The organism is Methanosphaera sp. BMS, from assembly GCF_003268005.1.
Classification (GTDB): domain Archaea; phylum Methanobacteriota; class Methanobacteria; order Methanobacteriales; family Methanobacteriaceae; genus Methanosphaera.
Map to the genome: position 1 here is coordinate 1,037,476 of NZ_CP014213.1, position 19,637 is coordinate 1,057,112.

General features: G+C 33.3%; 12 protein-coding genes. 6 read left to right on the plus strand and 6 right to left on the minus strand.

The features are described from left to right. Position 1: 1 nt before the first annotated feature. The gene (locus AW729_RS03710; RefSeq protein ID WP_112123839.1) at positions 2-6,544 is read right to left on the minus strand and encodes a glycosyltransferase domain-containing protein; all 6,543 of its coding nucleotides are present in this window, start codon (positions 6,542-6,544) and stop codon (positions 2-4) included. A 313-nt stretch (positions 6,545-6,857) separates the two neighbouring features. Then, the gene (locus AW729_RS03715) at positions 6,858-7,745 is read right to left on the minus strand and encodes a cation diffusion facilitator family transporter (protein WP_112123840.1); all 888 of its coding nucleotides are present in this window, start codon (positions 7,743-7,745) and stop codon (positions 6,858-6,860) included. Between the two features lie 287 nt (positions 7,746-8,032). On the opposite strand from AW729_RS03715, the gene AW729_RS11665 reads away from it, so the two are divergent. Further along, positions 8,033-8,155 carry a hypothetical protein gene (locus AW729_RS11665; RefSeq protein ID WP_257791415.1) on the plus strand — a complete coding sequence of 41 codons (123 nt, stop codon included), beginning with the start codon at positions 8,033-8,035 and terminating at the stop codon, positions 8,153-8,155. A 647-nt stretch (positions 8,156-8,802) separates the two neighbouring features. On the opposite strand, the gene AW729_RS11740 is transcribed toward AW729_RS11665, so the two are convergent. Next, positions 8,803-9,063: a phage integrase SAM-like domain-containing protein gene (locus AW729_RS11740; protein WP_112125224.1), complete on the minus strand. Its 261-nt coding sequence runs from the start codon at positions 9,061-9,063 to the stop codon at positions 8,803-8,805. A gap of 532 nt (positions 9,064-9,595) precedes the next feature. Here AW729_RS11740 and AW729_RS03725 point away from each other — a divergent pair. From AW729_RS03725 to AW729_RS11675, 5 genes are all read left to right on the plus strand, one after another. Beyond that, positions 9,596-12,871 (plus strand): hypothetical protein, encoded by a 3,276-nt coding sequence (locus AW729_RS03725; RefSeq protein ID WP_112123841.1) that lies wholly within the window; start codon positions 9,596-9,598, stop codon positions 12,869-12,871. A gap of 46 nt (positions 12,872-12,917) precedes the next feature. Then, a complete protein-coding gene (locus AW729_RS11205) occupies positions 12,918-13,130 on the plus strand; it encodes a hypothetical protein (protein WP_162685775.1) in 213 nt (70 codons plus the stop codon). Between the two features lie 562 nt (positions 13,131-13,692). Next, positions 13,693-13,815 carry a hypothetical protein gene (locus tag AW729_RS11670; protein ID WP_257791416.1) on the plus strand — a complete coding sequence of 41 codons (123 nt, stop codon included), beginning with the start codon at positions 13,693-13,695 and terminating at the stop codon, positions 13,813-13,815. Positions 13,816-14,783: 968 nt separating this feature from the next. Continuing rightward, positions 14,784-14,924 (plus strand): hypothetical protein, encoded by a 141-nt coding sequence (locus AW729_RS11210; protein ID WP_162685776.1) that lies wholly within the window; start codon positions 14,784-14,786, stop codon positions 14,922-14,924. A gap of 23 nt (positions 14,925-14,947) precedes the next feature. Then, positions 14,948-15,079: a hypothetical protein gene (locus AW729_RS11675; RefSeq protein ID WP_257791417.1), complete on the plus strand. Its 132-nt coding sequence runs from the start codon at positions 14,948-14,950 to the stop codon at positions 15,077-15,079. Between the two features lie 1,153 nt (positions 15,080-16,232). On the opposite strand, the gene AW729_RS11215 is transcribed toward AW729_RS11675, so the two are convergent. The 3 genes from AW729_RS11215 to AW729_RS03740 form a co-directional block, all read right to left on the minus strand. Continuing rightward, positions 16,233-16,376 carry a hypothetical protein gene (locus AW729_RS11215; RefSeq protein ID WP_162685777.1) on the minus strand — a complete coding sequence of 48 codons (144 nt, stop codon included), beginning with the start codon at positions 16,374-16,376 and terminating at the stop codon, positions 16,233-16,235. 462 nt (positions 16,377-16,838) lie between these two features. Next, positions 16,839-18,059, minus strand: coding sequence for a hypothetical protein (locus tag AW729_RS03735; RefSeq protein ID WP_112123843.1), 1,221 nt, complete (start codon positions 18,057-18,059; stop codon positions 16,839-16,841). A gap of 417 nt (positions 18,060-18,476) precedes the next feature. After that, positions 18,477-19,361, minus strand: a complete 885-nt coding sequence (locus tag AW729_RS03740) for a cation diffusion facilitator family transporter (protein ID WP_112123844.1) — start codon at positions 19,359-19,361, stop codon at positions 18,477-18,479. Between the last annotated feature and the right edge of the window lie 276 nt (positions 19,362-19,637).

Here is a 19,637-nt window from a genome sequence, read left to right on the forward strand (position 1 = left end):
ATTAATAGTTCAAGTAATCCTCATATACTTCCAGGTAGTCCTGTCCCATCTGTTTTGTTGTTTTGAATTTTATGTTTGTTATTCTGCTTGCCTTTCTCAGGTATTGTCTTCTGTTTCGTGATATCTTTATTATCTTATCATATGCCTCTTTCGGGTCATTGTCTATGAGGAATCCTCCACCGTTGACTTTTATTCTTTCACCTACGGCTCCAATGTCAACCGCAAGTATCGGCACTCCCGATGCCCATCCTTCAGTCAGTGTATGACAGTAGGTTTCAGGCCATATCGAGAATATTCCTATAAAGTGTGGCTTTATCCTATGCACTATATCCGAAAATTCACTTCTTTTATATACCCCATGATTTACTCCTATCTTCTCTAGATCATCATGTCCACCTATGCTTCCCATGTAATGGTATTCTAGCCTGTCATCGGTGTCGTATTCTTTTATCTTTTTAATTAATTCATAGCCCTTGGTGTATCCGATGTGACCCGGAAAGAGTATTCTTATCTTGCCCTTATTGTTTATTGGAGTCACGTATCTTGTAGAATCCGGCGTTTGCAGATCCCTTCCATGTTCTATTATCCTGAAGTCGCCATTCTCCAGCTGCGGATAGAACTTGGTGTATAACTGGTATGCCGATTTTGATGTTGTGATGAATGCTTTTATGGTTTTAAACATCTCTGATACCTCATCACGCCACCAGTGCACTATGCTTCTTGCCTGTGGTATGTTCAGCTGGCCTATTATGTTACATTGTCCTCCGAGGGTGTTGAACTCATATAACGGCGGACATATTCCTCCACAGTAGTTTTTGTTGTCATCTACCAGGTTGTGTGATGGACATATGTAGTAGTAGTCATGGAATGAGAGTATTACGGGTATTGCCAGCTTTGCCGCTACTTTCGGCAGGTCAAAGGTTGACATTATCAAGTGTCTTATGTGTATTATGTCGACGTTGAGGTATACGAGTATGTTGAAGTATATCTGTTTGAGCTGTTTGTCGGTTGTATTAAGTAGTGTGTAGCTGCCCTTTAGCTTCCATGTTCTTAAATGGTCAAGGTTATTTTTGAATTCCATGTCAGGGTTTGTGTCAATGCTTGTTGACTGCGGGTTATATCTGTAGAGTTCCACCTTGCTTGTTGATGTTACCAGCAGATATGCGTCCATGTGTGGATTTATGTTTTTCATCAGCTCAAGGTTTGTATGCAGTGTTCCACCCACTCCCTCATGCAGTACATATAATATTCGTTTTTTAGTATTTTTATTGGCTAATCTATATTTCAGGTTTCTTTTTAGATTATTTAATTCTATTGACTTATTAAATTCACTGATTGAATCCTTATATTCATAGTATCTTGTAAGAAGTATCTTTTTATCGTGTGCGTATGGATTTATATCCTCATTTGTATGGGCACCGGCAGTTTCAAGGTATTCATATAGATTTTTTGTGTTTGCATCGTTGTATACATATGATGATGAGGCCATCGTATTGTGCCAGCCCTTCTTGTCAAGGCGTAATGAATAGTCAATAAGGCAGTACTCCCAAGTATCATATTCCACGTCAAAGAATCCCACGGCATATATGGCATCCTTTTTGATGTATACACAATCTCTATTGACGACAGGTACAATAAGCATTCCGTCCCTGGCGGATTGTTCAATACATCCGGAGTCAACTATAACAGTATCTTCGCTAAAGTCATGTCCTTCAACATAATGTAATGTGTTATTGGATACTGGACTTACAGTTGCAATCATCTTGTCGGTGTATGCCTTGATTATTAGCTTCTGCAGGTATTTTGGTGATACGAGAGTTTTTTCATCCAGTATCAGTACGTCATTTACGGAGTTGTTGATTGCCATATTTATCTTGGAAGTTGTAGCAGAATCCGGAAGATTTAAGATTTTTACAGCCCCGTTTGATGAGTATTTGTCGTTTAGAATGTGGTAATCCTCATCGTCATCACATACCAAGATTAACTTATAGTCAAGTGTCGTGTATTTAATCACGCTGTCAATGGCTTTTATTGAGCCTTCATCAAAGTCCTCTATCGGCATGATAATGGATACTTCATTAAAGTTGTCCAGTATATCTTCAACATCATCCGTCGTGTATTTAAGGTCATAGTCCATATCATATTCTATGTCAACGTTTCTTAGTACGAATCCCTTGGATAGGTGATCATGAAGCTGCATGTATGAGTTTTTGATGATGAAGAGATTTGCACAGTCATATTCAAAGTCATTCTTGTAGCAAACGTAGTTGAAGCTTAGCTGATCACGGTAGCTTCCCGTAAGCAGTTGGCTAAACCAGTCCTCCATCAGCTTGATTACGTCGGGGTCGTTATGATTTCTAAATAGCACTCCTGAGCTTATCAGTCCATGGTGTTCCGGGTAGGAGTCATTTCTGTAGGCATCAATCTGCTTGTTTATTACTTCAATGTCAGTATCCTTGGCCGATGCTATGCATGTATCTGCCTCATCGTAGATGCAGTCTCGTTCTATATGTCTTATGGCAAGCAGCTTGTTGTTTTTTGAGTACTTGTGGATGTAGTCTATTATGTTGTCTGTTAACTCTATGTTTGTATCTATCCACAGAGAATAATCGTAGTCTGAGAGGTACTTGTGGGCAAGTATCTTATAGCTTCGTACCTTACGTATGTCATCCAGGTCGGATTCGTCCATCAATCGTATTTCCCAGAAGTCTGACTTCAGGTTGTGATTGTCAGTAAAGCATATGTAGTCGAAGTCCTCGTTTACATAGCCCGGTATTACAGGTTCGTCATAGCTGCCTGTTACGGCCGTGTATATGACCATTCTCTTGTCGTTGAAGTTTATCTGATTTAGTTTGTGATTTATGACGTCTTCGTAATCTGCATGTGTATTCAGGAGTTTTTCTGCCTCCAGCATGAATGACTTGTCATAGCAGACTGTTTCATGCAGTTCCTCCACTTCAAAGTGATGCTTGAATTCTAGTATTGAGGTGAACTTCCTATTTGTAGGGTGGAATAGTCTCTTATGCGTCTTGGTGTAGATTAAATCCACATTAAGGTTGAGGAGTATGTTTATATATACACTGTAGAAGAAGTTCGTATCGTATGAGTAGTCGGTTTTTATGTTATCAATCAATGAGAAGTGACCGTTTTTATAGCTAAAGAGGTAGATCTTGTCGTCATCTATTGCAAGTATGTATGTCTGATACCTGTTTGACAATCGTCTGATGTCATCGTCCACATTTGGCCGGTTGTCTTCCATTTGTGTAAAGCAGAGTACCCTTTCATATCTTTTATTGTCAAATGAAATGTCGGATATGATTTTATTTATATCATCAACAGTGATATCATTGTATTTGTTTGTTTCAAATTCGTTTTCATCATTATCCCCTGTGTATATGAATGTTGATGAATCCGTAATTGAAATGTAACCTTTTTCATATAAGTTTCTTGTCAGACTATCGATGTTTTCTGCCTTTTTAATGTCTACAGAACTTAATGCTTCTTTTTTAATGTATATGCAGTGTTTTTCGGGAGTTTGTCTTTCAACATATATTGATTCCAGCTTTTGGCCAAGATGTCTTGACTTATCGTTAAGGTTGTTGATGTTATTTTTTTCCTTGTCATATAGTGAGGTTAGCTTGTCCTTATTGGATTGTGTTAGCAGGTCACTGTTATTTGTAATGGCAGATACCGTTGCCGCTTGTCTGTTTGCATATGCACCCTTAATCAGTTTTACCAGCCAGTGTGGCGTGAGTATCACGTTTTCATCCAAAAGTACAACGTCTGTACTCAAAGAGGATATGCATTCCATTAGGACATTGTCATTATCGCTCAAAGCATCGATTATTTTTATATTTTCTATTTTATCCAATCTTTCCAATTCACTTAACAATCGGCTGGTGTTATTGTCTTGTTCTGATTCGTCAACAGCGTTGAGTATTATGAGTTCATAGTGGTTGTTTGTATTTTCCAGTATGCTTTGTAGTGTTATCTTGAATTCATCATAGTGACCCGTTACCGGCAGTATGATTGTTGTCTTTTCCTTTAGCTTATCAAGTATTGTAATTGATGTGGAAAAGTCATTCTTTTCGAGTATGTTGTTTACATAGTACTCTTCCGGCAGGAACATGAAGCGGTTTTCCTTTTCTCCACGACTTAAGTAGTGGTATAATGGATTGAATCCCGTTCTTTTGATGTCCGGATTGTATTTCAGGTATCGTTGTGTTGAAAAGATTGCTGATGGATTCAAGTTTAAATCCACCCCATATTTCAGGTAGTGAATTATGGAGTCTTCACCAGTGGTCAATAGGCTGGGATTGTGCTTCATGTAATATGATTCGTCAAATAGGTCTGATTCATATATCATGTCATATAATTCATACATCTGTGGATAATCTTTAAATTCATCCACTGAGAGTTTCGGCCTTTTATATCGTCTTGACTCGTTTATTCCACTTTTGATGAAGTGTATAAGGGGATCCACACCTGCTTTTTTCAAGTCCTGGTTGAAGTTGATGTAGCTTTCTATGTCAAAGTACTTGCTTGTCGGTACGGATGTCTTATCCTCATGTGTGAGATAGTATTCTATTGCATCCTGATATTCTTTTATGTCTGGGTTATGCTTTCTGTAGTAGTCCTCGTCAAAGTATATGCTTTTGTTTAAAAGATTGTAGTCATCCGGGTATTGTTTTGAATTCTTATAATCATATTCATCGTCTTTGATTTGTGATTTGATTATGTAATCGACGTAATCGTTGATTGATTCAACACCAGGTAATCTTTCGATGTCCACGTCAACCGTCGGGTTTCTTTTCTGATTGAATCCGTTGGTCATGTATTCCTCGAGCAAATCATCGGCTTCCACTTCGTAGCTATTGGAGTAGTAGCATGCATCAAAGTATTCCGTGTTATCAAGCAATGCATATTCAATAGTATCCTTCATGCTTGTCTTTTCGGCTTCGGTGGCTAACTCCGGCTTATTGTTATATATGTAGTCAACCAGTGGGTTTATCCTGTTTTTTATTTGCGGGTTGATTTTGTAGTAATTGTCGGTATTGAAGTTTTCGCTAGGATTTCTTCCCTCGTTTATTCCAAACTGGAGGTAGTGACTGATTGGATCTGATGCGTTTTTCCATACGTCACCATATTTCTTGAGATAGTATCTCTTATCGAAGAGTTCATCATCCGATAGTATGGTGTATTCTACGCTGTCCTTGATATCCAAGTCCAACTCCCTCGAATAATCATAGCTTGAATCATATTCCCTGGATAGCTTTTCATAGACGTATTGGTATACGTCACTTGTAGGATTGTCCTGGATGTAATCCTTATGAAGTTGTGATATGTAGCGGTTGTTTGATTCGTTCAGAATGTAGTCTTCCATCAAGTCATCCCGGTAGGAGTTGTACTGGGTAAAGTACCATGACAGGTCAAATAAATTGCTTTCATCCAGTATGTGATATAGCTGTGAATCGCTGAGGTCATATTCCTCTTCTTGAGCATAGTTGTTTACGGCCTCTTTTGTTAATCTTGTATTGCTGTTTAACACGTAGTTTAATAGTGGACTTGGCTCGTAGTAGGAGTAGGTTTTTGTATACCATTGGACGTCGAAGTCTTCTCTTGGCTTGTATTTTCTTTGATATCCGACTGTCATGTAATGGGCTAACGGATCCATCCCCTCATCCACATCATATGTATCCATGTAGTAATCGGCGTCAAAGAATCCTGATTCGTCTATTAGATGATATTCCTGCGTATCGGCTATTGACGTGTCGGGACATTGAGAGTAATTTGTTGGCAGGTTATTGTTTTTAATGCCGCAAGTCAGGTATTCAACCAATGGATTGACTTTCATATCATCATTCAGGTATTTTTTTCTGTACCACTTGGTATTAAAGTCTTCACTTGGATTATAATCCAGTGAAGCTCCCGTTTTAATATAGTGAGCTACCTCATCAATACTTTCATCGTTTAGATACCGGTTGTTGTAGTAGTTTCTGTCGAAAAGAGGACAGTTGTCAATGAGCCTGTAGAATGGGCTTGATTCTATCCGGTCTATATTCAATGCATCGGATATGGTGTAGGTATCGTCTTCAAGGGAGTTTATTATCAAGGTTAGTTTTTCCAGTACTCTTTCATAGTATCCTATGTCTTTTTTAAGGTCTGATATCGTATCGTGATAATCAATGTTATCTTCCCTTATCGTGCTTATCTTTTCATCAAGGTCGTTGTTGGAGTCGTTTAATGAGTTATTTATCCTGGTTAACCTCTTGTTATCATCCAGGATTTGATTGTATTTTTCAAGTAGCCTCTGATTTTTATTTAATTTATTGTTTAGGTTGGATTTGAATTCTTTGATGAATAATTCCAGCTTATCATTATCCTGTTTCAGTCCTTTTAATGTTCTTGTGCTATTGTTATTCTTATCATATAATGACAATATGATTTTTGAAAATTCTTCAGCGTTTTCATCATTTGTTAAATCTTTAAAATCATTTAAATATGAAATAAGAATGTTACGTTCTATATTACTAATAAAAATCACCTTGACAACCGTATTGATATATTGAATACCCTATGAAAGTATTATGCATAATCCATTTTAAGTTAGTGGATTATTATTAATGAGATTTATGTTTTTTAAAAGATTTAAAACTAATGAAAAAATAGTATTTTAAAAGAATGTATGACAATTATGATTGGTGAAAATATTGGTGATGACTCGGGTTTTAAGGTCTGTTAAATTAGATTTTCAATATGACTTTCACATCATTATATGCAAGTTATCCCCTAAAAAGAGTACCGAAATAGAGTTCAAATCGTAAAATTAGAAAGAATAAATGATAATGGATGTATTGTTATTTCAAATCCTTTGCATCATATATTCCCTCTTCACTTTCAATCTGAATTATAACATCCTTGACCTCATCATATTCATCAATAAGATTTTTTTTGACAAGACATGCCTTTTGATATGCTTCCTTTACCGTTAAATCTGAACTTACCACCATGTGCATGTCGATATAGACGTTAGATGTTGTGCCTCTTGTCCGAACGTTATGAATATTGTCTATACCATCAATTTTATAGACGATATTGTATATATTGGCCGTTGGCATGACATTGGCATCCAGCAATATGTTGAAATTATTCTTCAATATTTCTATTCCCGTTTTTATTATTATCAATGCTATTATTATCGATATTATCGGATCCATTATTGATAGATTGAAACGAACCAGTATTAATCCAAAGATAACTATGCTTGTAACCAATACATCACTTTTGGTATGGTCACTATCAGCTATCAGCAAATCACTTTTTAGCTGTTTTCCTTTTTTCAGTTCATACCTTGACAATGCTATGTTTATCAGCAGTGTTGTTATCATGATTATAAATCCAACTGTTGATATTTCAAGCGTTTGTGGGTGTAGGAATTTATCAAATGCCTGGCTTATAATTTCATAGCTTACGATTATTAATGAAATTCCAATCAGGATTGATGCAAATGCCTCTATCTTAGCATAGCCGTAGGGATGATTTTTATCTTCGGGCCTACTTGATAGGCTTACGGCAATATATGCTACGATATTTGCCAGAGAATCAAGAAGGGAGTCATAACCATCAGCGGATATGCTTAATATTCCCGAGTAGACCCCATAACCAATCTTTAATGTTGCCATTATTATATTTAAGATTAATACTATCATTATAACTTTCTTTACTTCACCATGATAATCATTCATCTTATCGCCAGCCCATCATAAAAAATCATAACTTTTTTATTATAATTATTATTTTAATATTGAAAAGTTATATAAATAACTATTTTTAAGTATAACTAAATTTAAATCAACCAAAACAAATAACAGTAATTTATGCCTACCTAAACTTAAAAACAATAAAGTATTACAAATTTTTTTAGGTAAACATAAATATATAGTGGCTGTTGAAAATGTAGTTGAAAGTTCAATAATTTAACAATACATATCGGTATTATTAACTGATTATCAATCGATAATGGATATTACTCATGAAAAAATTCCTAGAAAACAAAAACATGGACATATTACCAAACCACACTACCACGAAAACACGAAAAAAACACAGAACACTCAAAAAACCAAAAAAATCAAACCAAAACAAGCAAGATTAACACCCAATAGTAGCAAACATCAACAAAATACACAATACTAAACAAAAATCAATAAAAAACATGAAAACAATTCAATCCATTAAATTTTTTTACGAAAAATAAATCAATCTTCTTTTTAACACGAAATGAATACAATACAGTTATATTTATGGTGTAAATCAATAAATTCAGAATTTTCTCAGAAAAAAAACATAACACTTAAACCATGTTTTCAATAGCCACCTTTTTGCGTTGTTTGTATGTTTTCATGTCCTATGAATTCTTTTACATAGTTTATTTCATTGTTTTTTTAGTGCATGTATTGCAAAGCGGTGTCGTAGGTTGTGTGATTTTAGGTTTTCTGAGTAAATCAGGTTATGTTCTTCCAGATCTATTTTTTTGGCTAGTTTCTGGAATCCATATTGTATGCTTCTTATGAATTTTGTCTTTCGATTATCTCATTCTGACTCAATATATATATTTGATTGTTTTTTGAGTATCTTTGTAGTTGTTTTGAAAGTTTGCCAGATATTACTATTGTTCTTCTTTTACTGTTTTTTCCAATGATTATTATTATGACATTACCGTTTTCATATGTGTTTTATAGTGGAGTTTTTATTTGTTCAATTGTCAAATATTTGGGTTTTCTTATCTCAGTTTTAACTAGTTTAAATTTTTGTATTCAATCGGGTATAATCATTGATAAATGTTTTAAGTATTATTAAGTGTTGGTTTATTGTTGCTGGCTTGCAGTCTTTGTTGTTTAGATATGATTTGTAATTGTGAATTATCGTGCAAATGTTTTCTTGTTTTACATCATTTATTTTATTTATTTCTATATACTGTATGAATTTATTAAGCGATAACTTGTATGCCTTACTAGTATTGGGATTGTTTATTCCCTTACATTTTTTTAATAGTATCCTGATTAATTAACATAAACAATACCCCAATTACATCTTTTGTTTCTAACTAAGAGAAATATTTGTTTAAAAACCATATAAAATACATCGCATAATAATATAATATGCGACAAAACACAAGAAAAGAAGAAGAACAAAATAAACAGATACCTACAAAAAATACTCCTATTTAAACAAACGATTAATAAAAAAAGAAAAATAATAAAAAATATAAAATATATTAATTGGACTTACAAAATGAACAAAAATACAAATAATTATACGCCAGGAAAATTGTATAAAAAAAAGATAATATTCATCCCCTAATTATCATGATTAATCATGCCTATCCATTAAATAATCATAGAAAAAAGATACATCGGATACAATCATTACAGCCCCAAGAAAAATCAGTAATTTCAGAATATAAACTCTTTAATAAGTATATTACTATTTAATTTAACTTCTTTTTTTATAAAAAACTCTAAAAAATATTAAATACCACCACTTCACAAATAGAGTATCATAATAAACTATAACTAATGGAGGATAGTTCAATATGAAAAAAATAAAAGAAGTACTGTTATTTGTCATAGTATTAGTACTCTTAGTGGGAGTTGCAACGGCAAATGAAGTATCCACCGAAGCAGACACACCCACTAGCGATACACCCCTAATACTTGAAAAAGCAGTACAAGAAAAATCAACAGTATCACCAAGTGATACAAATACAGTAGAAAATATAAAACAAAAAACGAATACAAATCAGACAAAAACCAAAAAAAACATACAAAAAAACACAAATAACCTAAAAAAAGATACAACAGTAGACTCATGGACTACACTTAACAGTACAATAACTGATGCAACAGAAGATACAACAATAACACTAACAGGAGAAACATATACAGCTAACGGTACAATTACTTTTAATCAGGCGATAACAATTACCATTGACGGTAACGGACAAACCATAGACGGAAACCAAACACAAATATTTTATATTAATAGTGGCTCTTCAGTAATTCTTAAAAACATCACAATAATAAATGCCAAAAACACTGATGGATATGGTGGAGCAATAGACAACGGTGGAAACTTAACCATAATAAACAGCACACTCAAAAACAACACAGCAAAGTATGGAGGTGCAATAAACAACAACAACGGTAACATAACAATAATAGACTCCAACCTCAACAACAACACAGCAACAGGACAATATGGATATGGAGGTGCAATATACAACAGGGGTAATCTTAACATAACCGACTCCAACTTCACACAAAACAACGCAACAGGACAAGAAAATGGATATGGAGGAGCAATATACAACAATGGTAATCTTAACATAACACAATCCAACCTCACACAAAACAAGGCAACAGGACAAAACTATGGAGTTGGAGGAGCAATATACAACGCATATGGTAATCTTAACATAACACAATCCAACCTCAAACAAAACAACGCAACAGGACAAAACAATGGATATGGAGGAGCAATATACAACAGGGGTAATCTTAACATAACACAATCCAACCTCACACAAAACAACGCAACAGGACAAAACTATGGAGTTGGAGGAGCAATATACAACGCATATGGTAATCTTAACATAACACAATCCAACCTCAACAATAACACTGCAACAGGACAAACAGATGGATATGGAGGTGCAATATATAACGCATATGGTAATTTAAACATTGACAATTCAATACTTGAATACAACAACGCAACACATGGAGGAGCAATAAACAACTATAATGGTAACATAACCATAAACAACACCAATCTAACATATAACAACGCAACACATGGAGGAGCAATAGTTAACAATGGTACAGGTAGTAATTTAACAATAATAAATTCCAACCTCACACAAAACACAGCAACAGGACAAGGACAATATGGATATGGAGGTGCAATATACAACAATGGTACTCTTAACATAACACAATCCAACCTCACACAAAACAACGCAACCGGACAAAAATATGGATATGGAGGTGCAATATACAACAATGGTACTCTTAACATAACACAATCCAACCTCACACAAAACACAGCAACAGGACAAAACAATGGACATGGAGGTGCAATATACAACGGTGGTAGTGGTACTCTTAACATAACACAATCCAACCTCACACACAACAACGCAACAGGACAAAACAATGGACATGGAGGTGCAATATACAACAACGGTGGTAATCTTACCATAACACAATCCAACCTCACACAAAACACAGCAACAGGACAAAACTATGGACATGGAGGTGCAATACACAACTATGCGGGAACTATTAATATAACCAATGCCAATATCACCAATAACACCGCAACAGCACAATATAGTGAGGGAGCTGGAGGTGCAATATACAACAACGGTGGTAATCTTACCATAACAGACTCCAACCTCACACAAAACACTGCAACAGGACAAACATATGGACTTGGAGGTGCAATACTCAACACTGGTCGTGGTAATCTTACCATAACACAATCCAACCTCACACAAAACAAGGCAACAGGACAATATGGAGTTGGAGGTGCAATATACAACAACGCTGGTACTCTTAACATAACACAATCCAACCTCACACAAAACAAGGCAACAGGACAATATGGAGTTGGAGGTGCAATATACAACAGCAGGGGTACTATTAACATAACACAATCCAACCTCAACAACAACACAGCAAGCACTAATGGAGGTGCAATAGAAAACTATGGTTTGCTAACAATCATACACTCCATACTGGAAAACAACAAAGCAGGAAATCCTAACGATGGAACTGGTCGTGGAGGAGCAATATACAACGATTATAGGTCATTAAATATTTCTAACTCCACATTAACAAACAACACTGCAAACAAAGATGGAGCAGCAATATACAACAATCATGGTGATGTGGTTATTGAGGAGAATAATTTCATAGCCAACAACGCACCCAAAAACGGTGCACCAATTAAAGTAGCAGATGATAGTCAAAACGTTAAAATAGATTATAATATAGGTGATGATACCACGCTATACAATAATACAATATACACAAATACAACCGATGATGGTAGTGCTCGTGTTGTGGGTAATGTGTTCTATGATGAGAAGGTTAACACAACACTTAACATATCATCCAATAACACTAATCCATATGTATATAATGTTATTAATTTAACATTCCACTTAACAGACGTGAATAATAAAAACCTATCAAATCAGCAAATAATCATAAAAATTAACAATCAGGAACAGACACTTCAAACAAACCAATATGGAATTGCGTACCTGGAATACATACCAGTAAACAATCAAACAATCACAGTAAACGCGTCACATCCTGAAACAACAAGTTATAATTACTCAACCAGGAGTATATTAATACCTGTTGAAAAAATAAACACAACACTCAATATAAGCAAAAGTGATGAGACGGTATATGTTAATAAAACATTTAACATAACTGTAGAATTACTTGATGTGGATAAAAATGGAGTAAAAGATGCCAACATAACACTAACAATAAAAAACACAACAGATACCCTACTAACATATAATAACCTAACAGGTGAAAACAGTAAGTTAATATATCCTGTAACTGTAAATAGCAATGACACGATAACAGTTGAAGCAAAATATGCAAATGAATCCACAGTATATAAAGATGCTAGTGCTACTCTTGAATTTAATGTAGAATATGAACAGTTAAACACGACAATAGAAGCTACAATAAACAATACACAGCCATACGTAAATGATACAATAAACATAACATACACACTAAAAGACCAACTAGGATACACACTACCCGGACAAAAATACTCGTAACAATAAAAGACCAGACAAATACAATAACAACAAACAACGGAGGGTATTGCCAAGTATCGAATACACGCCAACAAACAACCAAACAACAACCATAACCGCAACATACACTGGCAAACAAGCCATACCAAGAAAACACCACAACAATACAAATCACCGCAAACAAAATAGACACACAACTAACACTAAACGTATCCAACACCACACCAATAAACAACACACCAATCAACATAACCATAACACTAAAAGACAAAAACAATAAAACACTAAACAACCAATCAATAACAATCACAATAGGCGAGGAAACATTCACCCTAAACACAAACGAAAAAGGAACAATAACACAAACATACACTCCTAAAAAAGTTGAAACGCAAACAATCACTGCACATACCAATGGAAACAATATGTACAATGCCAACTCCACAACAACAGACATAAACGTGTATAAAATAGACACAAAACTAACACTAAACATATCCAACACCACACCAATAAACAACACACCATCAACATAACCGTAACACTAACAGATACCGATGGTAACAAACTAGCAAACCAAAACATTATAATAAAGTAAGTGGATAAAACATTCAATGTAAAAACAAACAGCAATGGTGTAGCAACCCAAACATACACACCAACCAACAGTAGGAAAACAAACAATTAACTGCAACCTATAATGGAAATAGCCAATACATACAACAGTACTGCAACAACCTAGCATAACCAGTTAAGAAAATTAACACCAAAACTATCAGTAACAAGTATCCAACAGTACACCAGTAAACAGTACAGCATTACAATTACAGCAACACTAACAGATGCGAATAACAAAGCAATTGCAAAGCAAAATATTACAATTAAATGTCGCAGGTAAAACATTCAACATAAAAACCAATAGCAATGGTATAGCAACACAAAACATACACGCCAACCAACGCTAGGAAAACAGACAATAAGTGCAACCTATAAAGGAGATAGCCAATACATTAACAGTACCAGTACAACCAACATCACAGTCAAAAAATAAACACTAAAGTGGATCTTAAAGTATCCAATACCACGCCAATAAACAACACACCCGATAACAATAACCTGTAACACTAAATGATGCTAGATAACAATAAACTGGCAAATCAGCAAGCTAACATTAAATATCAATGGAAAAACAGTAACGGCAAAAACAAACAATAATGGACAAGTAACACAAACCTACACACCGACTAAAAGTTGAAACACAAAACATAACCGCAACATACACTGGAGACAGCCGATACAACAACAGCACAAAAACCATCAAAATAACAGTCAAAAACAAGATAAAAACACAAACCACAGTTAACCCGAGCTACTGGAGTAATAGGAGAAAAACTCATCATCAAAGCAACAGTAACCGATACAAACGGCAACAATGTAAACGAAGGAAACCTCATATTCAAAGTAAACGGAGTAACAATAAAAGACAACGGAAAACTAACCGGTTCAAATAACCCACTCAAAATAAAAAGTAGTAAACGGAGTAGCAACCAGCCACCATCATACCAGACATCAATATGACCAACGCTAAAAACATCACAGCATACTACGTTGGTACAACAATATACAATGCATCAACCAGCAGTCCCTGGCAAATATAAACATATCCAAACGTAACGCTACAATAGAAGTAACAACAAACAAGAAGATAATCAAACAAGGACAAGTACTCACGATAACCGCTAAAATCTATGACACCACAAACGGCAAAAAAACAAACAACATAACACGATACCAGGACGAATACGTATACTTCAAAGTAAATGGCATAACACTCAAAGGACGCCAACGGAGAAATGCTTAAAGTCAAGATAGTAAACGGCACAGCAACAGTAAACTACACCAATACCACTAGGAATATCCTGTCGTAACGGATATGCAGACACTAACACCAAAAAATCACACCATACAAGTGGGACTCTACAACAAGAACTATCAGAACATCATGACAAAAACACCAACATTCCAGGTGGAAAGATCAAACATCACCAATCAACCTAGCCAAACGCTACAATAAACAACAAGACACACACACTATCCATGAAAATCACAATCAAAGACTACCTCAAAACACATGTAGCAGGACCTAACAAGTGTATTATAAAAGTAAATGGTGTAACTCTCAAAAACGGTACAATGTACAGTACTATTACACAACTGATGGAGTGTTAAATCTTAAAAATATACCTGGTACCTCAATCTAAAAACTACACCAGCATAGAAGTTATTACACAGGATAGACTGGCATACAACTCACAGAGAAACACGACAAAAGTGATAAAAATCACAAACTAAACTCCCTTTTTTTACTCTATTTTTTTATAACACTATCGTTAAATCCATGATATTTAAATTAATCTTCAGAAAACGTTTTAAATTCGTTTTTTAGTTCGTTATAGCCCGTATAATGCGACAAGCAATTTTCTTCTTCTTCAAATCAGTGTAATACAACTTAGTTGTATTATTGACCTAGTTATGTGAGTCATTCTCACCCGAAACTGCATCAACTGGTAACGAATGATGTGGGTTGCATGAAGGATAATGTCTATTCATATTCCTAATATCCAATTACAATTTTTTTATCCTACCTCACCAAAGTGTATGATTTTAATCCTATTTCTCTGAATGTTGCTATGATATAATTATGCATCTATAATAATAATCAATGAAAAAAAATTCCCACAATTTTGACACTACCGAAGTAGTTTTGGAAAAGATATATATATTATTAATAATATATATACTAAATGGCTTAATTATTTGTGTTTGTAATTAAGTCTTTTTAGTTATATGAAATATAACTGAAAACATTTTACATAAAATAATTTATTGTTTTTTGTTTGTGAGGGCAATATGATTATTGTTGTGAGGGCAATATGAGTATTGTTTTGTGTTGGACAATAAATTAGTATCTGTAAAAAAAGATGGGATATTATTATTTGATTTACACTTACGACTGCTAATATATGCCATCAATTATTTTCATTATATTTTTTGATCGTTTTTATTTTCATAATGATTTATCATAAAACGGGAAAAAAAGAGACCTATTTTATTAAAAATAGGATCACTTCACTTTTTTATTTTTTTTTGCTTATTTTTGAGAGCTTATTTTTAATAGTGTGTGACAATTATGGGAGTTACCTGAATAATTGTCTGTTAATCCTGATTTAATTTTAAACTGTTATTCTATTTTTAAGTTAAATTTATCACCGTTAATATTTGTTTGTTGTTTTTGTTCCATGTTGTGTATTTTTGTTATGTTTTGGGCTATGCCCCTGATTGTTTGTTATGTTTTTAGTTTTTCAAGGCTTATTATATGATATTAACGGTAATCTAATGTGTATTTGTTGTATGCAAATCGTGGTTCGACAATTAACATTCTTTGTATATAGGGTTCTTGTCCTTTTGGTGTTTCAAATTGTTTTACCCGTAGTTCTTTGGCATCACTTGCATAATCAGTTATCATTTTTATTGTCATTCTAGATGTTAAGTATATGTCTTTTGATGAACAATTAGAACAATACTGTTATATTATTTATTTGTTTAAATTTTATATTCCTTATAAAATAGGATTTTTATGATTAAAAAAAAAGTAAATGAAGAAAAATGTTATTTGATTGTTATATTTTCAGTATAAGTTTTAGTATCATTATTAACAGTACATTCTGGCAGTGCCCAAAATACAGTCTGACTTCCTATAAATTTAATATTTTTTCAGTGGGTTGTATTACAAAGACTGGTAGGATAAAATCTTTTTTCCTAAACATACCCTATAATTCCATCTGGATCTATTAGCCCTCATTTTTCTATTAACACCCTTATCAGTCTTATAATGTTTTTTTAATTTATTACCACATGTAACATTGAAAAATAATTCGACTAAATTATTTGTACTAGGTATATCATCATTTCCAATATGTTTAGTTAATTAATCAAATTTTTTATCTATTTTGTCAATGGCATCCACTATAGAATCAGGTAGTTTATTTTTATCTTCTTTTAATCTGTTTAATCTATTCTTGGATGTTTTGAGAGTTTTTGATTTGAATATTAATGAGATTCTATCCATATATTTATCTAGTTCTTTATCCTCATTATTTAACGTTCGGATTTCTTGATTTAATGTGGATATCTGTCTGTTTTTGGATTGTATTTTATCATATAATTTACGGCGTTTAGTCTCGTTTTTTCCAAATCTACCACATTTAGGAATATATTTATTATTCAATTCTGTTAAATCTTCATTAATAGTCTTAATCTTCTTTGATTTATTTTTTCTTTTTGTATTATTTCTATTTATTATCTTGTATGGTTTATCACGTACATTATGGATGGCATGAAAAGTACATAATGCTTGTTCTATTTCAAATTCTTTACAAATTGATGGATACATTGTATGACCATCAGTAATCATGCATTCTTTTGGTAAATTTGATAAAGTTGCATTCCAGTATTTTAAAATTGTATCAGAATCAAATTTATCTTGATTAATAATCATAGCAGGATAAGCATATTTTGTGTTAGCATCAAGCAATTGTAATTTTGCTTTTTTATTTTTAGATACTTTCATAAATTGTTCATCATAATTATAGTTTCCAGATGCTTCTATTTCTTGTTTTTCAACTTCTGCATCAATTTCTTTTTCAACGGCAGTTAATATTTCATCACTAGTTTGATCTTGATGATTATACAAGGTAGACTTAGGTATTCTTATTCCAAAAATAGCTTCAAAAATTTCACTCATTTTACGATAGACTATATTTTCAATAAATTGAAGTCTAGAACCCAATTGTTTCATATTACTAGTATAATTAGAGCCATCATCAATAAATTTATCTAATTTAACCCTGTGTTTCTTACCACATTCCTTATCAGGACACCTATAAACAATTCTATAAACATTTTCTAATTTATTGGGATAAAATTCTTCAACTGTACTCTCAACCAATTCCAATCCACAATCAGGACAAATTGGATTTGATTTAAAATACAAAACACCATCAATATCCGGATTTAAGAATCCTAAAAACGGTATAACATCAGGTGAAACAGTATCTGGTAACATGACCAATAGTTTTTCTTCTTCACCGAAAAATTTAACTACTTCAAAATTAATAAATATACTTGTAGGGGTTATTTTCTTAGACATAACATTATATAACTCCCTACACCTATATAAACTTATTTTATAACCCTAAACTCATTATAACAAATTAAATAAACCACTATAAATAAACAACAACATATATATCAACCGTATATTAAAATACTAATACGGATAATTTTATTAATTAAATAACATTTTATGTATAATTTAATTGAATATTAAATAATTGTGTAGTGTTATATAGTATTTTGACACCCGTTTAATCAATGAAAAAATAAAATGATTTATTAAATAATGTTATATGGTTAATAGACATCAAAACTCAGACTGTATTTTGGACACTGCCTAATCTAATCATAATCAACTCCATTGTTTAGTTATTATATAATACTTTTCTAAATGAGTGGATAAAAACTTTTCATCAAAAAATTATACTAAAAAAAAATAGTTGGGGTAGAATTACAGTTCAATGGCATCACTTAATCCCTCCTCACTTTCAAGGTGAATAAGCACTTCCTTAACCTCTTCTATTGAATCTGTTATCCTATCTTCACAGTATTCTGCAATTTTATGGGCTTGCTTCATTGACAAATCAGAATCCACCACCATATGCATATCCACATATACACATGAGGATGTGCCCCGAGTTCTTATGTTGTGAACATCAATTACCCCATCAACGTCACAGATTAAATCTTTGATTCTGTCGGCATCAAGGATATTTGCATCAAGCAATATCCTGAAGTTTGTCCGGAATATGTCGATTGCCGTTTTGAGTATTATCAAGGTTATGATTATGGATATGACCGGATCTATTATGGATAAATCGAAGTACATCAACACCAATGCTATTATCACGATACTTGTTACCATCACGTCACTTTTTGTATGGTTGCTGTCGGCTATTAACAGATCGCTTTTTAGTTGTTCTCCTTTATGTTTTTCATAACGTGAGACGGCTATGTTAACTATCAGGGTGAAAATCATCACAACAAATGCTATGCTTGATATCTCTACAGGCTGTGGATTAAGGATTTTATCGATTGCCTGAGTTACTACCTCATAACCTACAAACAGTAGCAGACCAGCAACAAACAATGATGCGAAGTTTTCTATCTTGTTGTATCCATATGGATGATTCTTGTCTATTGGTCGAGATGACAGGTATACGGCCGCTAGGGCTATGACATTGGCTATTGAATCCAGGAATGAATCATAACCGTCTGCACTTATACTCAGTATTCCGGAGTAATATCCAAATGCTATCTTTACCGAAGCCATCAGGATATTAAATAGCAATACAACCACCAATACCCTTTTTACTTCATCATGATAATTATTCATAATATCACCTGAGCCCTCTATGATGACTATTCATCAATAGATAATTAGTTACTAATTATTATGATATTATAGGATATATATGTAACTGTTTTTAAGTATGACTAAAGAATATTCTTAGTTGAGCCTAATTATTATTTAGGAATGCTTAAAATATTGAAAAAAAATATACTATTTAATTATTGAAAAAAAATCTTATTAAATGAATAAATATCCAATAGACATCGGACAACCAGCACGTCTAACTGCTCAAAACACAATATTTATTATAATAAATTA